Origin of the sequence: Streptomyces sp. NBC_00178 (genome assembly GCF_036206005.1) — a bacterium.
In the GTDB taxonomy this organism is placed as follows: Bacteria; Actinomycetota; Actinomycetes; order Streptomycetales; family Streptomycetaceae; genus Streptomyces.
Genome location: NZ_CP108143.1, coordinates 6,981,561 through 6,995,578 on the forward strand (window position 1 = coordinate 6,981,561; position 14,018 = coordinate 6,995,578).

Annotated in this window: 13 protein-coding genes; 4 read left to right on the forward strand and 9 right to left on the reverse strand. The window is 70.4% G+C overall.

Annotated features, from left to right (window positions below):
• Positions 1–374 precede the first annotated feature (374 nt).
• From OHT61_RS30750 to OHT61_RS30765, 4 genes are all read right to left on the reverse strand, one after another.
• Positions 375–1,895, reverse strand: a complete 1,521-nt coding sequence (locus OHT61_RS30750) for a GMC family oxidoreductase (protein ID WP_329042686.1) — start codon at positions 1,893–1,895, stop codon at positions 375–377.
• 426 nt (positions 1,896–2,321) lie between these two features.
• Positions 2,322–2,813 (reverse strand): lipocalin-like domain-containing protein, encoded by a 492-nt coding sequence (locus OHT61_RS30755; protein WP_329042688.1) that lies wholly within the window; start codon positions 2,811–2,813, stop codon positions 2,322–2,324.
• Positions 2,814–2,916: 103 nt separating this feature from the next.
• On the reverse strand, positions 2,917–4,494 hold the full coding sequence (locus OHT61_RS30760; RefSeq protein WP_329042689.1) for an aldehyde dehydrogenase (NADP(+)): 1,578 nt from the start codon (positions 4,492–4,494) through the stop codon (positions 2,917–2,919).
• Positions 4,491–5,120 carry an isochorismatase family cysteine hydrolase gene (locus OHT61_RS30765; protein ID WP_329042690.1) on the reverse strand — a complete coding sequence of 210 codons (630 nt, stop codon included), beginning with the start codon at positions 5,118–5,120 and terminating at the stop codon, positions 4,491–4,493. The genes OHT61_RS30760 and OHT61_RS30765 overlap by 4 nt, the downstream gene beginning before the upstream one ends.
• 161 nt (positions 5,121–5,281) lie before the next feature.
• Between OHT61_RS30765 and OHT61_RS30770 the strand changes: the two genes are divergently transcribed.
• Positions 5,282–5,869: a TetR/AcrR family transcriptional regulator gene (locus OHT61_RS30770; RefSeq protein ID WP_329042691.1), complete on the forward strand. Its 588-nt coding sequence runs from the start codon at positions 5,282–5,284 to the stop codon at positions 5,867–5,869.
• 191 nt (positions 5,870–6,060) lie between these two features.
• On the opposite strand, the gene OHT61_RS30775 is transcribed toward OHT61_RS30770, so the two are convergent.
• Entirely contained in the window at positions 6,061–6,573 is a 513-nt protein-coding gene (locus OHT61_RS30775) for a winged helix-turn-helix transcriptional regulator (protein WP_329042692.1), read from the reverse strand.
• A gap of 551 nt (positions 6,574–7,124) precedes the next feature.
• Here OHT61_RS30775 and OHT61_RS30780 point away from each other — a divergent pair.
• Together OHT61_RS30780 and OHT61_RS30785 are read left to right on the forward strand one after the other, a co-directional pair.
• Entirely contained in the window at positions 7,125–7,823 is a 699-nt protein-coding gene (locus tag OHT61_RS30780) for an SDR family oxidoreductase (RefSeq protein ID WP_329042693.1), read from the forward strand.
• A 368-nt stretch (positions 7,824–8,191) separates the two neighbouring features.
• Positions 8,192–8,941 carry a class I SAM-dependent DNA methyltransferase gene (locus tag OHT61_RS30785; protein ID WP_329042694.1) on the forward strand — a complete coding sequence of 250 codons (750 nt, stop codon included), beginning with the start codon at positions 8,192–8,194 and terminating at the stop codon, positions 8,939–8,941.
• Positions 8,942–9,049: 108 nt separating this feature from the next.
• On the opposite strand, the gene OHT61_RS30790 is transcribed toward OHT61_RS30785, so the two are convergent.
• Positions 9,050–10,201, reverse strand: coding sequence for a C4-dicarboxylate ABC transporter (locus tag OHT61_RS30790; RefSeq protein ID WP_329042695.1), 1,152 nt, complete (start codon positions 10,199–10,201; stop codon positions 9,050–9,052).
• A gap of 251 nt (positions 10,202–10,452) precedes the next feature.
• Complete coding sequence (locus tag OHT61_RS30795) at positions 10,453–11,469, reverse strand: GlxA family transcriptional regulator (protein WP_329042696.1); 1,017 nt, start codon at positions 11,467–11,469, stop codon at positions 10,453–10,455.
• A gap of 82 nt (positions 11,470–11,551) precedes the next feature.
• Between OHT61_RS30795 and OHT61_RS30800 the strand changes: the two genes are divergently transcribed.
• Positions 11,552–12,022, forward strand: coding sequence for a winged helix-turn-helix transcriptional regulator (locus tag OHT61_RS30800; protein WP_329042697.1), 471 nt, complete (start codon positions 11,552–11,554; stop codon positions 12,020–12,022).
• Positions 12,023–12,127: 105 nt separating this feature from the next.
• Here OHT61_RS30800 and OHT61_RS30805 read toward each other — a convergent pair whose 3' ends face one another.
• A complete protein-coding gene (locus tag OHT61_RS30805; protein WP_329042698.1) occupies positions 12,128–12,826 on the reverse strand; it encodes a response regulator transcription factor in 699 nt (232 codons plus the stop codon).
• A gap of 3 nt (positions 12,827–12,829) precedes the next feature.
• On the reverse strand, positions 12,830–14,011 hold the full coding sequence (locus OHT61_RS30810) for a sensor histidine kinase (protein WP_329042699.1): 1,182 nt from the start codon (positions 14,009–14,011) through the stop codon (positions 12,830–12,832).
• Positions 14,012–14,018 lie beyond the last annotated feature (7 nt).

A 14,018-nucleotide genomic window follows, 5' to 3' on the forward strand; every position in this document is an offset into this window, starting at 1 on the left:
CCCGTCGACCGGGCGGGCGCCGGGGCCTGACCGTCACGGCGGGCGCCTGCAGCACGGTGATGGGCCCGGCAGATCGTGGAGTCGATGGTGACCTCCCACGTGATCAGCCCGGCTGCGTCGACCCGCGCTTGCAGCCCGGTCAGCAGGGCGAATCAGGTGCCGTCACGCTGCCGGCGTCGAAAGTGACCGTAGACCGTCTGCCACGCCACCGGATGCCGTCGATCAGCCTCCGCCGGATCAACGGCGGCCGTTCCAGCTTCACCACCGGCAGCAACGGCTTCAGCCGACCACTGCTCGTCAGAAAGATCCCCTCGCCCCATGCCTCGATCATGACGAAGCGGGACTGGGGGACCGAGCCACTCTCCAAACACGGCTTAGGAGCGCCGCATCAGTTCGGCGGCTCGTTCGGCGATCGCGTAGACCGTGGCGTTGATGTTGTTGGACGGGATCGACGGCATCACGGAGGCGTCTGCCACCCGCAGGCCGTCGAGACCCCTGACGCGCAGTTCGGAATCCACCACCGAGACCTCGTCCTCACCCATCGCGCAGGTGCCGACCGGGTGGCAGTAGGAGCTGAAGTGGTTCCGCGCGTAGTCGCTGATCGACTGCTCGTCCACGGCGCCGAGTCCGGGACCGACCTCCTCGACGCCCCACTCGGCGAGCGACGACGACCGTGCGATGCCGCGCGCCGTGGCGATGCCGGACAGGACCGTGCGGACGTCCTCTTCCTCGGCGAAGTAGTTGGGGTCGATCAGGGGTGCGGCGTACGGGTCGGCGGAGGCGATCCGCAGGGAACCGCGGCTGACCGGCCGCATGGGCGACACGCCGATGGTGAAGCCGTTCTCCACCGGGGCGACGGGGTTGGGCACCGGCATGTCGATGAAGATGATCTGGAGATCGGGTCCGTCCGCGTCCGGGTTGCTGCGCAGCAGGCCGAGGATCTCGCCGTGGTTGTTGCGCGCAGGCGGTACCTGCCGGTGCGCGCGGTAGACGAGGTTGGCCCGCGGGTGGTCGTGGAGGTTCCGGCCCACGCCCGGCAGGGGGTGGAAGACGTCCACACCCGCCTGGCGCAGGTCGTCCTCGGGGCCGATGCCCGAACGCAGCAGCAGCTGGGCAGAACCTATGGTGCCAGCGGTGAGGACCACTTCGCGATCCGCCGTGGCGGTGCGGGTGCGCCCGTCCACGATGTACTCGACGCCGGTGCAGCGCTTGCCGCTGAACACCAGCCGGTGGGCGAGCGCGTCGGTGACGACGTGGAGGTTCGGGCGGTCGAGGGCCTGCGTCAGATAGGCGTCGGCCGCGCTCTGGCGGCGTCCGTCGACGATGTTGAGGTCCACGGCCGCGAAGCCCTCCTCGAGGCCGCCGCTGATGTCGTGGGCGTGCCGGTGCCCCGCTTCGACCGCACCGTCGAGGCAGGCGAGCAGGACGTCGTTCGGCCGCGAGGCGGGGCCGACGACCAGAGGGCCGGCCGTACCCCTGCCCTCGGCGCCGCTGACGGCGGTCTCGGTGCGCTGGAAGTAGGGCAGCAGGTCGTCGAACGCCCAGCCCTCGGCTCCGTGTTCGCTCCAGCTGTCATAGCCGGAGCGGTGTCCGCGCGCGAACACCATGGCGTTGATCGCCGACGAGCCGCCGATACCCCGGCCGCGGGGGAGGACGACCTGTGCGCCGGAGACACGCTGGGGCACTGTCCTGTCGCCCCAGCCGGCAGATGAGGCCGCGAGCCGGGGCCAGGCGGGGGGCTCCGTCACCGCGTCCGGCAGGGAGGAGGCCGATGTCCCGGCCTCCAGCAGCAGGACCTGCACCTCCCGGTCCTCGGAGAGGCGCGAAGCCAGCACGCAGCCGGCCGATCCGCCTCCGACGACGATCACGTCGTACGCCGCATGCTCACTGGTCATGTGATTCCCCTGTTCTTACGCGATTACTGGAATCAGTGATTCGCCGTTGAACCGGCGATTCGCCGTCGAACCGTACCACTGTGCGAATCAATGGTTCGTAAAAATCGATATCACTGAATCCAGAGGAGTTCCGGTCGATGCCATTGGATGTGCCACATGAATCCGTTCGGCCGCTGCACTTCTCTGACCTGCTGAGATGTGTGCGTCCGACGCGGTCGAGGTGTCGAAGGTCCCGTGTGGCGGCGTTTTTCGTAATTCCGGCTACGGTCGACTTGAGGATCATGTCTTGTGCGAAGCGATGCCTGACCGGGACGCTCTCCCATTGCCCCAGGGGGCTCGACGGCGGCGGCCATGGCACAGCCCTCCGTCGAGCCCCGCGAACCGTGCGGGACGCACGTCGCGGAAGGGGGCTCGGCGGAGGGTTCGTCAGCTCAGTCTGCTCCAGGTGAGTTCGGCCGTGCGTTCCGCGCCCCACAGGCGGACGGGCGTGGCGATGCCCAGCTTGAGGAGCGTGTCGGTGAAGGTCACCTTGCGCACCTGGGTGTGTCCCACCCAGTTGGGGAAGAGGCTGGTCGTGACGTGGTGTTCGACGGTCGTCGGATCGACGACCTCGAAGGGCCCGCCGTAGGCCAGGTAGCTGACCGAGGCCCGGGCGAGTTCGTCGGTCGCCGCGTCCTCCAGCCGTCCCGAGATCATGAGCGGACGGTCGCCGCGCCCCAGCTGGGCCGACATGTATCCCTGATCGGTGTACATGATCAGGCCCTGCGGCCGGGGACCGAGAGGGTGAATGACCTCTCCGTCCCTGCTCCTGGCGGTGTACGACACGAGCTGCCACGCTCCGAGCAGCCGCCGGCGCACCGCCTCGCGAGCCGCCTTTGCGTCCTTCGCGGGGGGATGGGCCGTGGTACCGATGTCCATGGGTCCGGCACTCCTTTCATGGGGCCGAGGGCTGTCCCGCCAGGGATGACGGGACAGCCCTCAGGACAGGTGGATGGAGCTTTCGTGCTGGGGGAAGCGGCCGTCAGTCCCGGGTGAGCTCTCCGTCCACGAGCCGCCACAGGTGCAGCTCGTTGGTCTCGCGCAGCGGCTGCGGCAGGAGTTCGTCGGGGAAGTTCTGGTAGGTGACCGGGCGTACGAACCGCTCGATCGCACCCATGCCGACAGACGTGAAGCGGCTGTCCGAGGTGGCGGGGAACGGGCCCCCGTGTGTGGAGGCGTAGCTGACCTCCTGCGGGATCGAGAACGCGTTGAACACGATCCGTCCCGTGCGGCGCTCCAGGACGGGCAGCAGCTGCTCGGCGACGGAGCGGTCGGTGCTCTCGGCGTGCATCGTGGCCGAGAGCTGCCCACGGAAGGCGCGGGCCACTTCGAGCATCTGCTCGGTACCGGTCAGCCTGACCAGCAGGAGCGTCGGGCCGAAGACCTCTTCGCGCAGGGCCGGTTCCGCCAGGATCTGCTCGCCGGTGACCTCCAGGAGGAGCGACTGGCCGTCGGCTGCACGGACCGGGGCCTCTCCGGAACCGAGGCGGGTGGCGCCGTGGTCCTGCATCCTCTGCACGTTGCGGGTGTAGGTGTCGTGGATACCCATCGTGAGCATGGGTCGTGCGTCCACCTTCTCCACCTCGGCGACGGCCGCGTCACGCAGCTCGGCGTAGCCGGGGCCGTCGACGGCGAAGAGGATGGCGGGCTTGAGGCAGGCCTGCCCGACGTTGTACATGCCGCGCTGGACCAGCCCCGTGCCGATCTCGGCGCCGCGGGCAGCCAGGGCGCCGGGCAGGACGAACGTCGGGTTGACGCTCGTCATCTCGGTGAACACCGGGATGGGGTCGGGGCGCTTCTGGGCACGGCGGTAGAGGGCCATGCCGCCGCCCTCGGAACCGGTGAAGGTGACCGCGCGCACCAGGGGGTGGTCAACCAGCGCCTCGCCGATCTCGTTGCCGTCGCCGCGGACGAGCGAGAAGACACCCTCGTGCAGTCCCGCCTCGGCCACGGCCTGCTGGATGATGCGGCCCTGGATCTCCGAGGCGCCGGGGTGAGCGTTGTGGGCCTTCAGGACGACGGGGCAGCCGGCGGCGAGTGCAGAGGCGGTGTCATTGCCCGCGACCGAGTAGGAGATGGGGAAGTTGCTTGCACCGAAGATCACCACGGGGCCGAGGGCCACCTTCTGCAGTCGGTGATCCATCCGGGGTGTGGGCAGGCGGTCCGGCTGGGCGGGGTCGATGGCGGTCTGCAGGAAGCGCCCCTGCCGGACCACGGTCGCGAACTTGCGGAACACCCCAGCGGCGCGGACCGTCTCGCCCTCGAACTGGGCGGCCGGCAGACCGGTCTCCAGCGCGGTACGAGCGGCTATCTCGTCCTTGGCCGCCTCCAGCTTGTCCGCGATGAGGTCGAGGAACGCCGCGCGCTCGGCCAGCCCGGTGTGGCTGTAGCTGTCGAAGGCGTCGTCGGCGAGGTGAAGTGCGCGGTCGACCTCGGCCCGGCCGCCGAAGGCGAACTCCGGCTCGATGAGCTCCCCGGTGGCAGGGTTGAAGGCCTTCATGACCCCCGCGGTGGCGGGCACCCGGCTCGCACCGATCAGCAGTTCTCCGGTCAACGTCACGACTGTGCTCCCTTGAGTGCGGTGGCGAACTCGTCCGTGGTGGTGATGGCGTGGGCGTACGTGGGGCCGTTCAGCTCGTGAGCGGCGTGCATCATCTCGGGGAGGAACGCGGCGGTGGCGTCGCGGACCAGCGTCACGTGATAGCCGAGCTCCATCGCGAATCGGCCCGTGGACTCGATGCAGGTGTTCGCCAGCAGACCCACGAGCACCACGTGGGTGATGCCGTGCTGCTTGAGCTGGAAGTCCAGGTCGGTGTTGGCGAACCCGCTCTGGGCCCAGTGCTCGGCGACGACGACGTCTCCGGATTGCGGCTGGAAGTCGGGGTGGAACTCCCCGCCCCAGGTCCCGCGTGCGAAGCTGTGCCGCTCCATGATGCCGAGCTGGGTGGGGTTGGGGTGGTTCCACGTCTCGTAGTCACCCGGCTCCCAGCGGCGGTGAGGGACATATGTGACGAGAGCGCCGGTGTCGCGTGCGGCGCCGACGACGGAGCGCAGGTGATCCAGCAGGCCGACCTCTTCCGCCAGGGGCTTCAGACGTGGCCAGATCTTCCCGCCCTCGGACAGGAAGTCGTTGTACGGGTCGACGAGCAGCACCGCGGTGTGGCGGGGGTCATACGACTGAGACATGGAATGCTCCGATCTGGATGACAGTGAACATCTACATTGAAGATTACTTGCGTCATCCAGAAAGTCAAGCGCCCGCCGTTCGGGTGGCAGGGAACGGCTATCCCGTATGATGGACGTCATCCAGCTTTCGCTGTGTGTACTGCTTGAAGGAGGTGGCCGGCATGGGACGCTCACAGGCCGAGAAGGTCTTGACCCACGAGCGCATCCTGCGCATCGCGGCCCGCAAGGTCCGCGAGGAGGGTGTGACCCGTCCTGGCGTGGCGGACCTCATGAAGGAGGCCGGTCTGACGCACGGCGGCTTCTACAAGCACTTCACCTCCCGCGACGACCTGATCACCCAGGCCTCGGCCGCGGCCCTGGCGGAGGGCTCGGCGAAGATGAAGCGCTCGGCGGGGAAGAACGAGCAGGACCCGCGCGCGGGGCTGATCGACGCCTACCTGGCGAAGCCGCACCGCGACACGCCTGCCACCGGCTGCGCGCTCGTGCCGCTGGGTGCCGACGCGGGGCGTGACCCGAGCCTTCAGGACGCGTACGAGAAGCAGGTCCGCACCTACCTCGAACTGCTGGAGGGGCTCGACGAGCCCGACGGTGACGCCCGCGCGGAGGCGATGCTCACGCTGAGCGCTCTGGTCGGTGCGGTGCTCATGTCGCGGGCCGTGGCCGACAAGGATCTGTCCGACGAACTGCTGGAGACGGTCACCGGCGAACTCAAGCGCTACGCGGCCGGTCCGGCATCTCCGACCGGCTGAACCGCCGCCGGCGAAGGGCTGTGAGTCGGGGACCCGCTTCGGGGTCCACGTTTCCGGGTGGCCGGCAGGTCGCGTCCGCGGAACACGCAGACGGAGTCGTCCTCGCGCACGAGCTGTGCTCCTGGCGGCCGGGGCAGCGCCGGAAGGCCACTTAGCAGGTGAAGGTCAGCCCTTAGGCGCACCCAGCGACCTCACGCGCGGGAGGAGTGGGCGTCGGGGCGGTCCGCCTCGCCGGCCGCCTGAGCATTCACGATCATGAGTACGTCGCCGTCCGGCACTTCGCGGCCCTCGTCGTCGAGGAACCCCACGTGGACGGGGCGGCCGTCGCGACGGGTGCGGCGGAGTGTGGAGGGACCCGACGGTCGCGTGCGGTGGTCGTCGCCCCACTGCTGGAGCGCGGCGAGGGTCACGCGGAGTTCGCGGCCCGCTTCCGTCAGGTGGTAGCTCTGCCGAGGCCTGTTGCCCGGCTCCTGATAGGTCTGTGTGCACAGCACGCCCGACTCGACCAGCAGCTTCAGGCGGGTGCTGAGCAGATTCGAGGCGATGCCCAGGGACGCCTGGATCTCGGCGAACCTGTGATGGCCTGCGAAGATCTCACGGAGTACGAGCAGGGTCCAGCGTTCGCCGAGGATCTGCAGACTCCGTTCGATGGAGCAGGCCGGGTCGTCGTCGCTCGCCCCGGACCACTGCCGCCTGTTCGACACCGCCCACCTCCTGTAGTCGCGGAGTCACCCGCCGCGTCCCGCCGTCATGGCCGCTCCGGCACGAGCGTACCTCTTGGCTTTCTCTTTGCAAGCGAGGATCGTCGATAACAGGCCAGTACAGGCCAGGTATCGGTCGAGTCGTCCAGGCGCGGAGCGCGATTGCGGGGCCCGTGCGCAGGGGAGAGTCTGATGGCGTGACGCATGAACCGCGAGCCCGCCTCCGGGTGACGCCGTACCGGTCGCTGCGGGGGCGGGGCCGCGGTCCGCGCAGGTGCGCCGCGACGACTTGCCTCGCCTGCTGACCGGACCCTGAATTGAAATATAAGAGTCAAGTGTCTAGCCTCGCCTCGTCGGGACGCGGTGACGGCAACTCGGACCCGTAGGAGCCTCCTTGGGGGGAGCCGCTTTGCCTGCGTATGGCGCCTTGCGGTTCACCGTCCGGACGGCATCCCCGGGGGTGTTCCCGCATCCGGCCTCGCTTCGGCGATCGGCAGCTCACACGCTTGGCGGGCATGACTCACCCCGATGCCCGCCGTGAAAGGAAAAACGCCATGGACATCAACGGATCGGTCGCCCTCGTGACGGGCGCCAACCGCGGCATCGGCCGCGCGTTCGCCCGCGAGCTGCTCAATCGGGGCGCCGCGAAGGTCTACGCCGGCGTCCGCGACCCGGCCACCGTGACGGATGCCGACCTCATCCCCCTCCGCCTCGATGTGACGGACGAGGAAAGCGTGGCCGCTGCCGCGGCGGTCGCGGGAGACGTTTCCATAGTGATCAACAACGCGGGCATCGGTGGCTCCGGCACGCAACTCCTGGAGGGGGCCTTCGACGGTGCCCGGCAGGCGATGGACGTGAACTACTTCGGTACCTGGGCCGTGTCGCGCGCCTTCGCGCCCGTTCTCGCCCGCAACGGCGGAGGGGCATTGGTCAACATGCTGTCGGTGGCGTCATGGGTGGGCCAGCCGCAGTTCGCCGGATACGCGGCGTCCAAGGCCGCGCAGTGGTCGCTGACGGATGCGCTGCGGAAGGGGCTGCGGGACCAGGGGACCCTCGTCGTCGGCGTGCACGCCGGATTCGTCGACACGGACCTCAGTGCCTGGACCGACGCGCCGAAGATCAGCGCGGCCACCGTCGCCGAACTCACCATGGACGCCGTGATCCGTGGCGAACTGGAGGTTCTGGCCGACGAGGGGACGCGCCTGGCCAAGGCGGCGCTGTCGGATCCGCCCAGTCTTCCGTCCGGCCTCTGAGGTACTCGCCTCGGGGCGCGACGCGGTAGCGACACGCGACGGTGCGGGAGGCCACACCTCCCGCATCGTTGGACTCTCCGCCCCGGTACGCGACGTGCGGCGCCCACCTGCTGTGCTCCTCGCTCCGCCCCGTACCGGGACGCGGCGACGGGCACAGGTGGCCGACCCGGTGACCATCGCCCGTTCGCCGCACGATAGGCGGGTGACACGTACCTTGGGGTACGTATGTGAAGGTGTGACGAGCCCGTGAAGGTGTGCACACCTCCACGGGCTCAGCGGGTCGTGGACACCCCTTCCATCCCGGTCGGTGCGTGCCCGCGCCGTAACCCTGTGGTGTGCAGGCCCTTCGCGTGGCACCCTTCGACGTCATGGACCCAGATGTGTGGACCCAGCAGGTGGCCCGGGCCTACGACGAGTCGTCCGCGCACATGTACGTGCCCGAAGTCCTGGACCCCGCCGTCGACTTCCTCGCCCGCCGGGCCGGAGGCGGCCCCGCCCTCGAATTCGCCGTGGGGACCGGACGGGTCGCGTTTCCGCTGAGCCGGCGGGGCATCCGCGTGGCGGGGATCGAGAAGTCGGAGCCCATGGCCGCCGAGTTCCGGAGGAAGCCCGGCGGTCGCGACATGGACCTCGTGGTGGGCGACATGACGGCGGTTCGCATACCCCGGCAGTTCAGCCTGGTCTACCTCGTCTACAACGCCATCACCTGTCTGCTGTCCCAGGACGAGCAGGTCGCGTGCTTCCGCAACGCCGCCGCCCATCTCGAACAGGGCGGACGCTTCGTGATCGAGGTGTTCGTTCCCGAACTCCAGCGCCTGCCGCCGGGGGAGACCGCCCGGCCCTTCCACATCGGCGCGGCACATGTCGGTTTCGACACGTACGACCTGGTCGACCAGCACGTGGTGTCACACCATCACACGATCGTCGACGGGCAGGGATCCACGTTCCTCTCGCCGCACCGGTACGTCTGGCCCGCCGAGCTCGACCTCATGGCAGCCCTCGCGGGGCTCCGCCTGACGGAGCGTCATGCCGACTGGAGCGGAACCCCCTTCACCGCGTCCAGCCGGTCCCACGTCTCCGTATGGCAGAAGCCGTGCGATCCACCGGTGTCCCACTGAGCGCGGGTCCGGCCGCGCGGGAGGGCCGCGTGCTCGTAGGCACAGCACACTTCGGCGCGCTCCCCCGGGAACCGTGTACGTCGACGCAGGGCGGTCCCGGACCGGTGACTACGCCCGGCTCCCGCCGCCCGTCCGCGCCGTGGCATGGCGCAGCGACCGGCCCGCCACGGCGATCCAGGCGGCGACGAGCACGGCGTAGAGGACAGCCGCGGCCCAGCCGAACAACTGGGAGCCGCTCCGCGCACCCACCGCGCCCGTGGCGGTGACGTAGGCGCCCAGGGGGAAGATGAACGACCACCAGGCGGGGGAGAAGGGCAGGCCCGCACGGAACTCCCGCACCGTGAGTGCCGAGGCGAGGGCCAGCCACAGCAGGGCGAAGCCCCACAGCCCCACCCCGCCCACCAGCGCGAGGACCGCCGCGCCCCGCGCGTACGAGGCCGACAGCACGCTCGGCACGGCGCCGGCCAGCAGGCTGAGCCCCGTCACGGCCTGGCTCAGGGCTCCGAGGCCGATCCACACCGTGGGCACCGTCGCCCCGGTGGGCGCCGCATGGTGCACCATGCTGCTGTAGACCATGCTCAGCACGAGCAGTACGGCGAGCAGCCCGAGCCCGAACATCGCGCAGCAGCCCAGCAGCAGTGCCAGTCGCGGCTCACCCGCGGGGGTGTGTGGGACGAGCAGCGCGCCCGTCGCGGCGGAGACCAGCGGCGGTACCACCGGCAGCAGCCAGCCGCCGAAAGCGGCGTCCGGTGCGAAGCTGTGCCTCGTGATCATCAGGTACGGCACGGTGCACGCGGTGACACATCCGAGTGCGGTGCCGAGCGACCACAGTGCCCAGCCCAGTGCCAGTGCGGCCCGGGCTCCGATCAACGGCGGTCCGAGCTGCAGTGCTCCGGCGGCCACCGTGAGCAGGGCCACGGCGGGGGCGCCGAAGAACTGCACCTGCATGGGATCGGCGGCGTGCAGCCGCAGCGCTCGCTGCCGCCCGTATCCGGTGGTCAGCGCCACGAGAAGCAGGGCGGCAACCACCCAGACCGCGGTGGCGCCGGCGCGCAGACCGGGTGGGCGGTGGGGCAGGGTGACCGCCGCGTTGGCGACGATGCCGGTGCCCATGACGGCCGCGAACCAGCTGGGTCCGAGGCCGGAGCGCGCGGGCCGGCCGGCCGTCGTGTGCGGAGATGGTGCGGAGACCGCGGGGACCGCTGGGTGCGCGCCGCCCTTGCTCGGTGCGGTGCGGGTACTGGCGGTGTGGGGTGTCACGGCGTGCAACGCCTCTTTCGTCGTCCGGGATACGCGACTGCCGGCCGGGCCGGTGCAGGGACGGACCCCGAAGACGCGGGGTGCGGCCGAGCCGGTCTGCCCACCGGCCGTTCCAGGCTAGGACGGCGGGGCGTCCGGACCGCATAGCCGCAGACGCCGCAACACCCTCGGATCGGGACGTGCGAGCCATGCCCCCGGGGCTCCGCGTGGCGTGGGACGGCCGCGCCGCCGCGACTGCGCAAAGCCGAGGGTCACGGCACGTGCACGGCGTCCCGGGCTCCCGATCCCGTGCTGCGGAAGCGTGTCCGGAACGCGCCCGGAGTCATCTGGAGATTCCTCAGGAACGCCCTGCGGAGGGACTCGGGGGAGCCGAAGCCCGTACGGCGGGCGATCGAGGCCATCGGATCGTCTCCGGTCTCCAGCATCCCCTGCGCGGCCTCCAGCCGGATCTGCTCGACGTACCGGGCGGGTGTCGTCCCCAGCTCGTCGCGGAACAAGCGGGTGATGTGGCGCGTACTGAGTCCGGCCCCGCGCGCCATGGCGGCCAGGGTGTGGTCGCTTCCCGGGTCCTCCGCGATGGTGTCGAGGACCCGGCGGAGCGCCTCCTGACGCGTGTGCGGCGCGCGGGTGCGGACGCTGAACTGGGACTGGCCGCCGGGCCGTTGCATGAAGACCACGAGGTCCTTGGCCACCGCCCGGGCGACCTCGGCCCCCGAGTGCTCCTCCACGACGGCCAGGGAGAGGTCGATGCCGGCGCTCACTCCGGCCGAGGTGGTCACCTTGCCGTCCCGTACGAAGATCGCGTCGTGGTCGACCCGCACGCCCGGGAAGAGCTGGGCGAGTCGGTCCGAGTGGCGCCAGTGCGTGGCGGCGCGACGGCCCTCCAGCAAGCCGGCCGCGGCCAGCAGGAAGGACCCGGTGCAGACGGAGACCGTGCGCCGGGCGCGGGCGTCGAGTGCGCGCACGGTGCACAGCAGCGACTCGTCCCTGATCATGCGGTCCCAGCCCGGGCCTCCGGGGATCACCAGCACGTCGCTGGTCCCGTGAGCGTCCGCCACGGCCGAGTCCACGCCGAGGCGGGTGCCCCCGGAGGTCCGCACCTCCTCGCCGTCGGCGGACACGACGTTCAGCCGGTAGCGCCCACCGAATTCGTTCGCCGAGGTGAACACCTCGATCGGACCGGTCACGTCCAGCAGTCGCACCCCCGGGAACACGAGGACCGTCACGAGGAGAGTGCCGGCATCGGAATCGGCGTGATCGTGCTTCATGGGGTGCCTTCGTACGTGCCACACGGATGAATATGATGCTAGGCCTAGTCGGTTTGTATAACAAACCGACTAGGCTACCGGTATGACCGAAGTCCAGCCGCGCGCGTGCCCCATCGCCGGAACCCTCGATCTCGTAGGAGAGCGCTGGTCGCTCCTCGTCCTGCGGGAGGTGTTCATGGGTGTCCGGCGGTACGCCGGCATCCACGCCAACACCGGGGCTCCGAGGGACGTCCTCACGAAGCGGCTCAGATCGCTGGAGGCCGCGGGAATCCTGGAGCGCCGCCGTTATCAGGACCGCCCTCCTCGTTTCGAGTACCACATGACCCCTGCGGGGCAGGACCTGGAACCCGTGCTGATCGGACTCCGCGGGTGGGGTCTGCGGCACCTGGAGAACCCGCCGCCCGCGCCCCGGTTCCTGCACACGTGCGGTGCCGACGTGGAGACGCGGGTCGTCTGTGCCGGGTGCGGCGACCCCTTGGAGGGAGGCGGCCTCGTGACCGTGACGGACGGCACGGAGGGACCCGCGATGCCCGCGCGGAGCGGGCAGCCGTGATGAGGAGCCGGAACGGGCGCCCCTGCCGTCGGCCGGGCACCGTCTGCGCGCCGCAGCCGGCAGGGCAGCCCCGTACACGCCGCAGGAGCGACGGGTGTACAGGAGCTAGACCAGTCCGCTCCGGTACACCAGAAGCGCGATCTGCACCCTGTTGTTCAGGTCCAGCTTCGTCAGGATGTGGGAGACGTGCGCCTTGACGGTGGGGACGCTCATGTAGAGCGCGGCGGCGATCGCCGCGTTCGTCCTGCCCTCCCCGATCGCGACGGCCACCTCCCGCTCCCGCGCCCCCAGACGGTCGAGCAGCGCCAGGGCGTTGTCCGTCCTGGCCTGATCCGGGTGCGGGGCGTCCGAGCCGGGCATCGAGGGGGCGGTCGTGGTCACGACGTCGATGAGCCGGCGCAGCGCGTCGGGGGAGAGCACCGCCTCGCCGGCGGCCGCCCTGCGCAGCGCGGACACGATGTCCTCCGGCACCGTGTGCTTCAGCAGGAAGCCGGTCGCGCCGGCCTGCAGGGCCCGCAGCACGTACGTGTCGGTGGTGAACGTCGTGAGCATGATGACGTCGGGCGGATTGGCACGTGCCCGGAGCAGGCGGGTGGCCTCGATGCCGTCCATGGTGGGCATGCGGATGTCCATGAGGACCAGGTCGGGCGCGTGGGCGTCGACCAGCGCGGGAACCTCCTGGCCGTCGGACGCCTCGGCCACCACCAGGATGTCCTCGGCGGCCCCCAGCATCATGCGGAGTCCGGCACGGACCAGCGCATCGTCGTCGGCCAGGAGTACGCGGATCACACTGTTCTCCGTCATCTCTCACCTGCTCCACGGCAGGCTGGCCGTGACCACGTGTGATCCCGAGCCGCTCCCGTAGGTCAGCCGTCCACCGGCCAGGGCCGCGCGCTCCGCCAGCCCGATGAGGCCCAGCCCGGCTCCGGGGGGCGGCACACGGGGCGGGGGATCCGGAAGCGCGTTGGCCACCTCCAGGCGAACCCCGCTGTCGGGCGACCCGGTGAGAACGACCCGTACGTCCTCCCGCGGGGCGTGTTTCCGGGCGTTCGTCAGTGCCTCCTGAACGATCCGGTACACGGTGCGGCTGGTGAAGTCGTCCAGCGACTGCGCCTGGGCGAGCCGCATCTCCATGGCGATGTCCATACCGGCAGCACGGTTCTCCGCTATCAGCGAGTTCAGGTCGCGGAGCGTGGGCTGGGGCGGTTCCGTCCCGGCGCCGTCCGGGGTGAGCGGGGTGCGCAGTACGCCGAGCACCTGCCGCAGGTCCTCCATGGCCTGGCGGGCGCTGTGCGCGACCACCTCGGCCGCCTGCTTGATCTCATCGGCAGGTGCGTGCGGGTTGAACACCAGAGCGCCGGCGTGCAGGCTCAGGAGGGAGAGCCTGTGGGCCAGTACGTCGTGCATCTCGCGGGCGATGACCTCGCGCTCACGGCGGCGGGCCTCCTCCGCGCCGAGGTGCTTCTCCCGTTCGGCCCGTGCGGCGCGTTCGCGCAGTCCCCGTACGAAGAGTCCCCAGCCGGCCGATCCCGTCACCAGCAGGGTGCCCGTCACCGCGGCGGTGACATGTGCGGAGTCGAACCTTCCCGGCACCGCCAGGCACAGCGGAACGGGCACGAGGCCCACGGCGATCACCCGCCGCGTCGCGCGGGTGTCGCAGAGGGCCGCGACGGTGAAGAGCGCGATCGCGGCGGCGGGAGCCACGGGGAGAAGGGTGCACAGGAGGGTCAGCGTCACCGCGACCCCCACCGGCCGGGCGCGTCGCCACCACAGCAGCAGGCACGCCGCCACGGGCAGCAGCAGCCCGTCGAGGTCGACGATCGACAGGCCGGGTGTCACACTGCGGCGGTCGGTGAGCCGGGGATACAGCCACAGTCCCGATCGCTGCGCGTACACGGAGCCGACCACGGTCAACGCGGCCGCGATGCCGACGGCCGCCGCGTCGCGCAGCAGGGTCCGGCTGTCGCGGCCCCGGGTCGTCTCGTTCACAAGTACG